The 12,136-nt window shown below is 63.0% G+C and carries 11 protein-coding genes and 1 pseudogene; all 12 read left to right on the forward strand.

The window, feature by feature from the left end:
• Nucleotides 1-20: 20 nt before the first annotated feature.
• Nucleotides 21-776, forward strand: a pseudogene (locus HJA_RS03075) (pseudouridine synthase); the annotation flags it as partial.
• Between the two features lie 298 nt (nucleotides 777-1,074).
• On the forward strand, nucleotides 1,075-2,184 hold the full coding sequence (locus HJA_RS03080) for an MBL fold metallo-hydrolase (protein WP_241764283.1): 1,110 nt from the start codon (nucleotides 1,075-1,077) through the stop codon (nucleotides 2,182-2,184).
• A gap of 70 nt (nucleotides 2,185-2,254) precedes the next feature.
• Nucleotides 2,255-3,136, forward strand: coding sequence for a signal peptidase I (gene lepB / locus HJA_RS03085; protein WP_241764284.1), 882 nt, complete (start codon nucleotides 2,255-2,257; stop codon nucleotides 3,134-3,136).
• Between the two features lie 111 nt (nucleotides 3,137-3,247).
• Nucleotides 3,248-3,844 carry a histidine phosphatase family protein gene (locus HJA_RS03090; RefSeq protein ID WP_035578795.1) on the forward strand — a complete coding sequence of 199 codons (597 nt, stop codon included), beginning with the start codon at nucleotides 3,248-3,250 and terminating at the stop codon, nucleotides 3,842-3,844.
• An 84-nt stretch (nucleotides 3,845-3,928) separates the two neighbouring features.
• Nucleotides 3,929-4,174, forward strand: coding sequence for an exodeoxyribonuclease VII small subunit (locus tag HJA_RS03095; RefSeq protein ID WP_035578171.1), 246 nt, complete (start codon nucleotides 3,929-3,931; stop codon nucleotides 4,172-4,174).
• Nucleotides 4,175-4,180: 6 nt separating this feature from the next.
• Nucleotides 4,181-5,077: a polyprenyl synthetase family protein gene (locus HJA_RS03100; RefSeq protein ID WP_035578173.1), complete on the forward strand. Its 897-nt coding sequence runs from the start codon at nucleotides 4,181-4,183 to the stop codon at nucleotides 5,075-5,077.
• A gap of 39 nt (nucleotides 5,078-5,116) precedes the next feature.
• On the forward strand, nucleotides 5,117-7,039 hold the full coding sequence (gene dxs, locus HJA_RS03105; protein ID WP_035578176.1) for a 1-deoxy-D-xylulose-5-phosphate synthase: 1,923 nt from the start codon (nucleotides 5,117-5,119) through the stop codon (nucleotides 7,037-7,039).
• A gap of 82 nt (nucleotides 7,040-7,121) precedes the next feature.
• Nucleotides 7,122-7,763, forward strand: a complete 642-nt coding sequence (locus HJA_RS03110; protein ID WP_035578178.1) for a hypothetical protein — start codon at nucleotides 7,122-7,124, stop codon at nucleotides 7,761-7,763.
• Between the two features lie 98 nt (nucleotides 7,764-7,861).
• Entirely contained in the window at nucleotides 7,862-8,512 is a 651-nt protein-coding gene (locus HJA_RS03115; RefSeq protein WP_155839845.1) for a tetratricopeptide repeat protein, read from the forward strand.
• A gap of 176 nt (nucleotides 8,513-8,688) precedes the next feature.
• The gene (locus tag HJA_RS03120; protein WP_035578182.1) at nucleotides 8,689-10,440 is read left to right on the forward strand and encodes a class I adenylate-forming enzyme family protein; all 1,752 of its coding nucleotides are present in this window, start codon (nucleotides 8,689-8,691) and stop codon (nucleotides 10,438-10,440) included.
• Between the two features lie 4 nt (nucleotides 10,441-10,444).
• Nucleotides 10,445-11,461: an aldo/keto reductase gene (locus HJA_RS03125; RefSeq protein WP_035578184.1), complete on the forward strand. Its 1,017-nt coding sequence runs from the start codon at nucleotides 10,445-10,447 to the stop codon at nucleotides 11,459-11,461.
• Nucleotides 11,454-12,107: a DUF938 domain-containing protein gene (locus HJA_RS03130; RefSeq protein ID WP_081814491.1), complete on the forward strand. Its 654-nt coding sequence runs from the start codon at nucleotides 11,454-11,456 to the stop codon at nucleotides 12,105-12,107. The genes HJA_RS03125 and HJA_RS03130 overlap by 8 nt, the downstream gene beginning before the upstream one ends.
• Nucleotides 12,108-12,136: the final 29 nt, after the last annotated feature.

A 12,136-nucleotide genomic window follows, 5' to 3' on the forward strand; every position in this document is an offset into this window, starting at 1 on the left:
CGGCAGGAAACCGACACATCATGGCCTGGACCAAGACATATGAAGGCGCCGAGCCGCTGCGCATCAACAAATGGCTGGCCGAGGAAGGCGTCTGTTCGCGCCGCGAGGCCGACGCGCTGATCCTGAAAGGCCTGATCAAGGTCGACGGCGAGGCAGCTGTCGCAGGCCAGAAGATCGAAGCGGGCCAGACGCTGACCCTGCTGCAGAAGGCGACGCGCCAGCTGGACAACAAACTGTCGCTGATCTTCCACAAGCCGGAAGGCATCGTCTCCGGCACGCCGGAACCCGGCGAGATCCCCGCGGTGCGCCTGATTACGGAGAAGACGCTCTCCGGCAAGGCGCACGCGATCCCCGGCCGCTACAACAAGCTCGCGCCGCTCGGCCGCCTCGACAAGGACAGCCGCGGCCTGCTCGTCCTTTCAGAGGATGGCGTGCTGGCGAAGGCGCTGATCGGGCCGGAGAGCACGGTCGACAAGGAATATGTGGTCAAGGTGAAGGGCGATGTGACGCCCGAGAAACTGGCCCTGCTGCGCCATGGCCTGGAGCTGGACGGGCGCAAGCTGAAACCGGCTGAGGTGGAGCAGGTGAAGGCGCACGAGCTGCGCTTCGTGCTGCATGAGGGCCGCAACCGTCAGGTCCGCCGCATGTGCCAGCTGGTCGAGCTGCGCGTGGTGGACCTGATGCGCGTACGTATCGGCTCGCTGGAACTGGCAGGCCTGCCGGAAGGCAAGTGGCGTCCGATTAGCGCGCGTGAGCGCGAAGCCCTGCTGAGCGGTGCAGCGCCCCGGCCCCGCAAGCCGCGGGAAGAACGGGAACGTCCGCCGCGCGACGCGCAGGACAGGCCCCCGCGCGGTGAGCGTCCGCCCCGTGGTGAGCGGCCAGACCGCCCCCCGCGTTCAGGCAAGCCAGCTGGCAAGTTCTCCGGCAAACCGGGCGGAAAAGGCGGCCCGCTGCGCGGCGACCGCAAGCCGGACAGCCAGGAAGAAAAGCCCGTCAATCCGATGCGCGGCGCGAAGTTCAAGCGGACAAAGCTTGGCCCCCGCAAGCGCACACCGATCAAATAGCTGACCCTGCGTGACGGCTTGGCGCCTTGCTCGCCCGGCCTATTCTGGCGCCATGGACGGTTTCACGACAAAGACACCCAAACGCCCCGGGCTGGACTATCTGCACGGCGAAGCCGCGCCCGGTCATGGCGAGATGATGGAGATCACGCCGCGCATCCAGTGGATCCGGATGTCGCTGCCATTCTCCCTGAAATTCATCAATGTCTGGCTGATCGAAGATGACGATGGCTGGACGATCGTCGACACGGGGATGCCGCTGAAAGAGACGCGGGACGCGTGGACAGCGATCCTCGACACGCGCGTCACGGCAGACAAGCCGCTGAAGCGGGTGATCGTCACGCACATGCACCCGGATCATGTCGGCTGCGCAGGCTGGCTCTGCTACAAATACGGCGCAGAGCTCTGGATGAGCCGGCTGGAATACACGACCTGCCGGATGCTCATTTCGGACACGGGCCGCGAGGCGCCGGAGGCCGGGATCAGCTTCTATCGCAAGGCCGGCTGGGATGAAGAGGCGCTTGAGAATTACCGGTCCCGCTTCGGCGGTTTCGGGCGCGGCGTGTCGAAAATGCCGGACAGTTTCTTCCGTCTCAGCGATGGCGACACGTTCGAAATGGGCGGCGAAACCTGGGAAGTGATCACCGGAAACGGCCACTCGCCGGAACATGCCTGCCTGTTCTGCCCGGCTGAAAACATTGTCATTTCCGGCGACCAGCTGCTGCCGCGCATCTCATCCAATGTGTCCGTTCATCCGACCGAGCCGGCGGCCAATCCGCTGCTGGACTGGATGTCGAGCTGTGAGAAGCTGCTGGCGCACCTGCCGGCAGACGTGCTGGTCCTGCCTGCGCATAACGAGCCGTTCCGGGGCGCCCACAAAAGGTTGCGGCATCTGATCGACGGGCATGAAGTCGCCCTGACGCGCCTGAAACAGCGCCTTGGAGAAAAGCCGCGCAAGGTGCTGGACACGTTCGCTGCCATTTTCGGCCGCAAGATCGCCCTGGACGAGCAGGGCATGGCGACCGGCGAAGCGCTGGCGCATCTGAACTGCCTGATCTATCGCGGCGAGGTGAAGGCTGAACTGGGTCATGATGGCGTGACGCTCTATAGTCTGGCGACCTGACCTCATTTGCAGCCTATTGGCAGTTTTCGGCTTCGCAATCAGCCGGGGTTTCGTCTAAGAAAGGCCCCTGTTGAAAGACAAGAGCGAGGCCTCGATGGCACGAGATGGCGAAAAGGCCGCGCAGGGCACCGATGAGGCACCCGAAACACTTGCCGACAAGGTCAAGCAGGAACTGAAGGAATGGGGCGCCACGCTGGCCGTGTTTGTTCCGCTGTTCATGCTGTTCTCCGGCCTCGTCTACGAGCAGCGGGTGATTCCTTCTGAAAGCATGGTGCCGACGCTGCAAGTGTCTGACCGTGTGGCCGTCGCCAAGTTCGCCTATGGCTATGACCGGTACTCGCTGCCCTTCAGCCTGGGCCGCTACCTGCCGCTGCCGAAGGGCCGCATCTTTGCGCGTGATCCGAAGCGCGGCGACGTGGTCGTGTTTGAGCATCCGCATGCCGGCAAGGTGATGATCAAGCGCGTGATCGGCCTGCCGGGCGATCAGATCCAGATGATCAATGAGCAGGTCTATATCAACGGCGAACCGCTCCCGAGCGAATATGTCCGGACCGTCCGCTATGTGCCCCACGGCACCAATTGGGTGACGACCGCGCACGAGTGGCGCGAGACGGCCGAAGACGGCAAGAGCTGGATGACCAATCGTCAGGAAGCCGGTGACCGGGGCGATAACACCGTGCTGTTCATCGTGCCCAAGGGCTATCTCTTCATGATGGGCGATAACCGCGACAACTCGCTGGATAGCCGGTTCCTGTCCGGTCACTGCCCGCCGGTCGGCAATGTTGTGGATCGTGCTGGATGCGAGCTGGCCGTTGACCCGAAGGAGGCTTCGGTCGGCTTCGTGCCCATGGATCACCTGATGGGGCGGGCCGATACGGTGCTGATGAGCTTCTATCGCTGCAAGCTCATGGACGGCGAGAAATGCCCGAAACGTGTGTGGAAGGGCCTGTAGGGGTCCAAAAGCCGGGATTCCTGCCTTGTCGCTTCCGGCCAACCTCGCTAGTGGCTGGAAGTTCGCGGGGCATCTGACCCTATCGGACTAGAACGAACGGACCGGATGGCGATGCCAGAAACGACATCGACAGCAAACCGGCGCGGCCCCATCGTGGTCTCGCGTCATGGCAAGCCGGCGCTGGACCGCACGGCCGGGCCGAGGCTTGACTGGCGCGAGTACAAGGACTGGTGGGCCCGGTACGAGGAAAGCCCGCTCGCCGAAGGCCAGGTCGCGCCTCCCGCCCTGATGGAAGCCGTGAAGGATGCAGACCTCGTCTTTGCATCCGGACGCATCCGCGCGCAGGAGACAGCTGCCCGCGCCGCACCGCACATGCAGGCCGAATATGACCCGGTCTTCAATGAGGCGCCCCTGCCGCCGCCAATGCTGCCCAGGGTGCGCTACCTGCCGAAGACCTGGAACATCCTCGCCCGTGCAGCCTGGCTGAACGGCCACGCGCTGGATGGGGAAAGCGTTGTGCAGGCCCGCCTGCGGGCGATGGACGCAGCGCAGAAACTGCACGAAGCATCCGAGGATGCGAAAGTCTATCTGGCGGCGCATGGGTGGTTCAATCGCATGCTCAGGCCGGAGCTGAAGAAGCTCGGCTGGAAATGCGTGCGCGACGGCGGCGATTCCTATTGGAGTTTCCGCGTCTACGAATACCGGTAATTCCGGGTTCGAATTCGAATTGGAAAAGGTTGTGATGGGCCCGGCACCGCTCTAGTGTCCGGTCCATCCGAAACGTGAGGCGACATGGCAGACCCGAAGGAAAAACCCGTCGACAAGATGAGCTTCGAAGAGGCGCTTGCGGAACTGGAAGGCATCGTGCGCCAGCTGGAGGCTGGTGAGGTCGAGCTGGAGAAGTCGATCGCGATCTATGAGCGCGGCGCGGCCCTGAAGGCGCATTGCGAAGCGCGGCTGAAATCGGCGGAGCTGAAGGTCGAGCAGATCGTGCAGGGGGCAGGTGGCACGACCACGGAACCCGCCAGTTTCGACTAGGCCCTCATGACAGAGGTGATCGACTTCGACCTTCGCCTGAAGGAAGTTGCCGACAAGGTAACCGTGGCGCTGGACCATCTGATCCCGCCTGCGTCGGGCCCGGAAGCGGACCTGATGCGCGCGATGCGCCATGCCGCCCTCGCAAATGGCAAACGCATGCGGCCCTTCTTCCTGCTGGAGGCCGGCGCCATGTTCGATGCGCCGGAAAAGTCGCTCCTGCGGGCGGCGGCGGCGCTGGAATGCGTGCACTGCTACTCGCTGGTGCATGACGATCTGCCCTGCATGGACGATGACGATTTCCGCCGCGGCCAGCCGACGGTGCACAAGGCCTTCGATGAGGCCACCGCCGTTCTGGCGGGCGATGCGCTGCTGACCCTGGCCTTCAAGATCCTCGCCTCGCGGGAGACGCATGACGATGCCGAAGTGCGCGCCCTGCTGATCGAGCGGCTGGCGGATGCGTCCGGCGCGCGGGGCATGGTGGGCGGCCAGATGATCGACATGCTGGAAAGCGACAGCCCGCGCGACCTGAACACGATTACCCGCATGCAGCGCCTGAAAACCGGCGCGTTGATCTCCTACGCCACCGAGGCGGCGGGAATCATCGGGCATGCCCGCGAGCACGAACGCAGCGCACTGGCTGGCTTTTCCAACGACCTCGGCCTGGCCTACCAGATCGCCGACGACCTGCTCGACGCGACCGGCGATGAGGAGTCTGTCGGCAAGGCCCTGGCCAAGGATGAAGAGGCCGGAAAGGCTAATTTCGTTACGATTTTGGGCATTGATGGCGCCCGCCAGAGGGTGCGGCTATTGGCCGAGCAGGCGAAGGAACACCTCGCTATTTTCCGCGAAAAGGCCAATATACTGCTGCAATCAGTCGATTTTGTTCTTGATAGAACACACTAGACAGACAGAAAGCCGTCACCCAAAAGGTCCGACAGAACGATGACCGACATCCGACCCAACCGCCTGCTCGACGCGATCGACTCCCCCGACGACCTGAAAGGGCGTTCCCGGGCGGAGCTGAAACAGATCGCGAATGAAGTGCGCGAAGAGGTGATCGACGTGGTTTCGGTTACCGGCGGACACCTCGGCTCCGGCCTCGGCGTGGTCGAACTGACCGTGGCGATCCATTCGGTGTTCAACACGCCGAAGGACAAGCTGATCTGGGATGTCGGCCACCAGTGCTATCCGCACAAGATCCTGACCGGTCGGCGCGACCAGATGCGCACCCTGCGCCAGGGCGGCGGCCTTTCCGGCTTCACCAAGCGCTCCGAAAGCGAGTACGATCCGTTCGGTGCCGCGCATGCGGCGACGTCGATCTCGGCCGGGCTGGGCTTTGCCAAGGCGCGGGATATTCAGGATGAGGATTCCAGCGTCATCGCCGTGATCGGCGACGGCTCAATGTCTGCCGGCATGGCCTATGAGGCGATGAACAATGCCGGCGCAGACAAGTCGCGCCTGATCGTCATCCTCAACGACAATGACATGTCCATCGCTCCGCCGGTCGGCGCGATGAGCAACCATCTTTCGCAACTCGTTTCCTCGCGGCCTTACCGGGGCCTGCGCCGGATCGCCAAGAAGGTCGTGGCGCCGATGGGCCTTGAAAGCCCGGCCCGCCGCGCCGAGGAATTCCTGCGCGGCTTCGCCATGGGCGGTACGCTGTTTGAGGAACTGGGTTTCTATTATGTCGGCCCGATCGACGGGCATGACCTGGATGTGCTGATCCCGATCCTCGAAAACGTGCAGGCGATGCGGGACGGGCCAATCCTGATCCACGTCGTCACGCAGAAGGGCAAAGGCTACGCCCCGGCTGAGAACTCCGCCGACAAGTATCACGGCGTCTCGAAATTCTCGGTCGTCACCGGCGAACAATCCAAGCCGAAACCGAAGGCCCCGGCCTATCAGAAGGTCTTCGGCCAGACGCTGACGCAGCTGGCGGAGAAAGACGACAAGATCTGCGCGATCACGGCGGCCATGCCGTCGGGCACGTCCACAGACATCTTCGCTGCGAAGTATCCTGACCGTCATTTCGATGTCGGCATTGCCGAGCAGCATGCGGTCACCTTTGCGGCAGGCCTCGCCGCAGACGGGTTGAAGCCGTTCTGCGCGATCTATTCGACCTTCCTTCAGCGCGGTTACGATCAGGTCGTGCATGATGTGGCGATCCAGAAACTGCCGGTGCGCTTTGCCATCGACCGGGCAGGCCTTGTCGGCGCCGACGGCGCGACCCATGCCGGAAGCTTCGACATCGGTTATCTCGGCGCGCTGCCGGGCCTGATCTGCATGGCGGCCGGAGACGAGGCGGAGCTGGCCCGCATGGTGCTGACCTCGCTGGAAATCGACGACCGGCCGAGTTCCTTCCGCTATCCGCGCGGGGAAGGCGCTGGCGTTGACATGCCGGAGATCCTGACGCCGCTGGAAATCGGCAAGGGCCGGGTGATCCGTGAAGGCACGGCGATTGCGATCCTGTCCTATGGCGCGCGCCTTGGTGAGGCGATGAAGGCGGCGGACATGCTGGCGGCACAAGGCCTGTCGGCAACAGTGGCCGATGCCCGCTTTGCCAAGCCACTGGACACCGAGCTGGTCGACCGCCTCGCGAAAGAGCATGAAGTGCTGATCACGATCGAGGAAGGCGCCACCGGCGGCTTCGGCAGCTTCGTGCTGGAATACCTCGCCCGCAGCGGCGGACTCGACAGTGGTCTGAAGATCCGGCCGATGACCCTGCCGGATGTGTTCCAGGATCAGGACACGCCCTACAACATGTACGAGGCAGCAGGCCTGAATGCCCGGCACATCGCCGCCCGCGCCATCGAGGCGCTGGGACGGGGCGATATTGCCGAGATCGAGCGCCTCGCCAGAGCCTGATCCGGGCCTTATCCCGGCCTGATTTCTGCGCCTAACTGAAATGCAATTTGCGGGTCCGGGCGAAGCCCGGTTAGGTGCCTTCATGCGTTCATATCGTTCCTTTCTGGCGGCGCTGATGCTTGTCGCCGCTGCTGCATGTGCCTCAGCGCCAGAGCCGGCCATCCCTTTTGCTGACCGCATTGCTGCGGCGAAGGCGGCGGGTAACCCCTATCAGGAGGATGCTGCGCTGACGCAGCTACTGGCCGATCCGCAGCTGAAACCGGAGCAGCGTGCTGAGGCGCTATACCAGCGTGCCAGCCTGCGCCGATTGGCAGGGGATAACCGGCGTGGCGCCGTGGCTGATTTCGAAGCCATGCTGGCGCTCGCTCCGGACCATCCGCGTGCCGGACAGGCAGAGATCGAGCTGGATCTCGCCCGCTCAGATCTGGAAGCGCTGGAGCCACGCCTCAATTACATGCTGACCCTGCCGCAATGGTTCGATGTCTCCTGGGCTCTGGGCGAACGGGACGTGCCCGCCCGCCGCTATCACCGCGCAGGCCTCAGCCCGAATGAGGAACAGACGCAAAAGCTGAAAGATGCCGGCTATATCTGTGGCGCCGAAGGGGAAGGCGGGCCGGTGCAGGGCGCCGGCGAGTCTCGCGCCTGGCTGGAAGGTCTTACATGGTGCAGCCCGCTGCCGCAGCCGGTCGAAATCGGGGCAGGCGCAGCGGACCCCGGGTCGTAAAGACCACACAAAATTCACAATCCGGCCCTGCCGCCGTACGTGTTGCACGTCTAACAACAGGGTCATTGCCTCAACCTGCCTGTACGGAGCTTCCGATCATGATTCGCCTCAGCCTCTCCGCCGCCGCATCCGCGCTTGTTCTAGCAGCCTGCAGCTCCACGCCCGCGCCCGCTACCGACACTGCTGCTGCGGTTTCGGCGACACCTGTTATGTCGCCTTACGAACTGGCGATGCAGACTGTTGAGGAGCTGGTCACCGCAGGAAACACCCAGGCTGCCATCGACCGGCTGACGCAGCTGACGGGCGACCCGTCACTCAGCCGCGAGCAGATGGCGGAAGTGCTCTATCGCCGTGGCGAGCTGCGTCTTGGCGAGAACGGGTATGACACGATGGGCGCCATCGAGGACTTTGAAGAGGTCCTGGCGGACTTTAGCGATACCGAGTGGAGCACAGCCGCTGCCTCGATGCTGGACAGTGCCCGTGGCAAGGCGACGTCGCTGAACGCGCTGCTTGCCCAGCCGGAAACGACCCGGACACAGAAGTTCAATATCCTCATGGAGCTTGGCCGTCACGACGATGCCATCGACCTGATGATCGCCAACGACCTGACGCCGGACAATCAGGCCCTGCTGGCCATGTACCAGATCGGCTATCTGTGTGAGGGCGATGCCCTGACCGGACGCGCCTATGATGTCACCGAGCCCGACGGAACCTATCACGAGCTCCGCTTCTGCGATTTCGGCAAGTAAATCCTCTGAGGCTGTAGGATCTATTGCAGCCCGCACGCCCGGTTCGGGGATATTTCCGCAGTTCTTTCCGCAAGGTAAGGGCGCAGAATCCCTGATCCGCGGCTCTACGGCCTCTTCAAACCCGGCCCTCGGCGTGGTTGTGTGGCGCGAACCACATAACCTGCCCGAGGAAACCCATGTCATCTGAGCTGCTTCCCCCCAATTGGCCCGCCATGTCCATCGCTGAGGCCAACGCCGCTTTGGCGGCACCCGGTTCTCCGGTTCAGGTAGAAGATACCGTGATTGATGGTGTCCCGTCGAAGGGCTACACGAACGCGCCGCCGAACATTCATTCGATCCTGTTCCTCGCCGCGATGACCCATCCGGAGCGGGACTATATCGTCTACAAGGATGAACGGGTGACCTATAAGGCGATGCTTCGCGCCGTGGAGCATTTCGCTGCCACGCTGCGCGACAAGTATGGCATCACCAAGGGCGACCGCGTGGCCGTGATCATGCGGAACTATCCGCAATGGCCGGTGGCGTTCTATGCCGCGCTCAGCCTCGGTGCGATCGCCACGCCCATGAACTCCTGGTGGACCGGCGAAGAGCTGGAATACGGTCTCTCCTTCGCAGGCGTGAAGGCAGCGGTTGTCGATCCCCAGATCTTCGAGCGCATCCATGAGCATCTGGGCGACCTGCCGGACCTGAAGCACGTCATTATCGCGCGCGAACCGGGTGACGAGCATAATCATCCCTCCGTCAGCTCTATGGAAGATGCGATCGGCCCGGCAAATAGCTGGGCGGACCTCGCAGACATCGGCATGCCGGATGTTGAGATCGGTCCGGATGACGACGCCACGATCATGTATACGTCGGGCACGACGGGTAAACCGAAAGGCGCCCTGGCAACCCACCGCGCCGTGATTGCGAACATGTTCAACTCGCTGACCTGCACCGCGCGGATGTATTTGCGCAAAGGCGAGGCCGTTCCGGAACCCGATCCGAACGTGACGCGTGCGACGCTCATGTCGATCCCGTTCTTCCACGCGACCGGTTCCTTCGCGATCCTGATCCCGACTGCCCTGCGCGGCGACAAGATCGTGACCATGTACAAATGGGACGCATCGGAAGCCCTGCCGATCATCGAGCGCGAGCGCATCACCAGCATCGGCGGCGTGCCGGCAATCGCCTGGCAGGTGCTGGAGCATCCGGACCGCGACAAGTATGACCTGTCCTCGATTGAGGTCGTTTCCTATGGCGGTGCCCCGTCCGCGCCGGAGCTCGTCTCCACCATCAAGCGCCGCCTGCCAAACGCAGCCCCCGGCAATGGCTGGGGCATGACGGAAACCTGCGCGACCGTAACGCTGAATATCGGCGAAGACTATGTGAACCGTCCGACCAGCGCGGGCGCGCCACCGTCCGCCGTGGAGCTGAAGATTTGTGATCCGGATGGCAAGGAAATGCCCGCCGGTGAAGTCGGCGAACTGTGGTGCAAGAGCCCGTCGAACTGCAAGCTCTACTGGAACCGTCCGGATGCCACGGCTGAGACATTCCGCAATGGCTGGGTCGTGACCGGAGACCTTGCGCGTCTCGACGAAGAGGGCTTCCTGTTCCTGGTCGACCGCGCAAAGGACATGCTGATCCGCGGCGGCGAGAACATCTACAGCATCGAAGTGGAAAGCGCGCTTTACGACCATCCGGCTGTGATGGACGCGGCCGTTGTCGGTATTCCCCACAAGGTGCTGGGCGAAGAGGTTGGCGCCGTCGTCCAGCTGAAACCCGGCATGAGCGTCACCGAGGACGAACTGCGTGCCCACGTCGCCAATCAGCTGGCAGCCTTCAAGGTGCCGGTCGAGATCCATTTCATGGACCAACCTCTGCCGCGCAACGCAAACGGCAAGATCCTGAAAAAGGAATTGCGGGAGCAATTCACACCAAGGGGATAATTGAATGAACGTACAACGTCGCAAGATCGGAGACCGGGAGGTCTATCCGGTTGGCCTTGGATGCATGAACATCTGTCATGCCTATGGGCCGCCGCTTCCTGAGGACGAGGCCAGAGCGCTGCTCGTGAAGGCCTTTGATCTCGGATACGATTTCTTCGACACGGCGACGTTGTACGGCTTCGGCCGGAGTGAGGAACTGATCGGCGAGGCGCTCGGCGCCCACCGGCAGGACTTATTCCTCGCCAGCAAATGCGTGCTGGGCTTCCGGGATGGCAAACGCATCCTGGATGGCCGGCCGGAAGTGATCAAGGCGGCCTGCGAGGCGAGCCTGAAACGTCTGAAGACGGACGTGATTGACCTCTACTACCTGCACCGGCCTGATCCGAACGTGCCGATCGAGGACTCGGTCGGGGCGCTGGCGGATCTTGTCTCCGAAGGCAAGATCCGGTTCGCGGGCCTGTCGGAAATGGGCGCAGAGCAGTTGCGCCGCGGCGCTGCGGTGCATCCGATCACGGCGATGCAGTCGGAATACTCTCTCTGGGTCCGCAATCCGGAGATTGCCGTCATGCAGGCCTGCGAGGAGTTGGGTACTGCGCTTGTGGCCTTCTCGCCGGTCGGACGCGGCTTCCTTGCCGATCCACCGGCAGACCCCGCGACATTCCATGAAACGGACATGCGCCTTAGCATCTTCCCGCGCTTCAAAGCCGAGAACTATGCCGGCAACCTGCCGCTGTTGGATGCTGCAAAAGCCATGGCAGAGGAGGTGGGCTGCTCGGTCGCAGAGCTGGCGATTGCCTGGACTCTGGCCAAAGGGCCCAATGTGTTGCCCATCCCCGGCACGACCAATCTGAAACATCTGGAGGAAAACTTCCGCGCGGCGGAGGTCACCCTGACATCGGACCAGGTAGCGCGTCTTGATGCGCATTTTGCCCCGGAACGAGCCGTCGGGCCGCGCTACAACGCGATGGGGCAGGCGTCTGTCACAACCGAGATGTACGACTTCGAGCGGGCGGATGGCTGACGAAAAGCCCGTAGCGCTGGAACCTCGTGCAGATAGAGGGGATGGCAGGCACTTTGCCCCCTCAACTGCCCGCAATCGGGAACCGATCCGTGATGTGTTTGCTGAACAGGGGCTGACGGCGGGAAATGTACTGGAGATTGCCTCCGGTACGGGCGAGCACGGCGCATACCTGACGGAGGCCTTTTCTGGCCTGCACTGGACCTATTCCGACATAGATGCCGCCGGCCGTGCAAGCCAGCAGGCCTGGCGCGATGCGGCAGAGCACGGCCGCTTGTCTGGTCCGCTGGTGATTGATGCTTCGACTGACAATTGGGGCGAGGTGGAAGGCCAAGCCTGGGACCTGATCGTGTCCGTGAACATGATCCACATCTCGCCCTTCGAGGCGACGGAAGGCCTGCTACGTGGGGCGGGACGCCTGCTGAAGCCTGGCGGGCATCTGTTCCTCTATGGGCCTTACGCCCGCAATGGCGAGATTGCGCCCTCGAATGCAGCATTCAGCGAGAATCTGAAATCACGTGATCCGGCCTGGGGAGTGCGTGATCTCGATGCGCAGATCGTGCCACTGGCGGAAGCCGCAGGGCTGAGCCTTAAGGCGGTGATCGACATGCCGGCGAATAATCTGTCAGTTATATTCAGGCGGTCGTGACCTGAGCGGGCCCGATCATAAACACCATC

It is taken from the genome of Hyphomonas jannaschiana VP2, assembly GCF_000685215.1.
GTDB lineage: Bacteria > Pseudomonadota > Alphaproteobacteria > Caulobacterales > Hyphomonadaceae > Hyphomonas > Hyphomonas jannaschiana.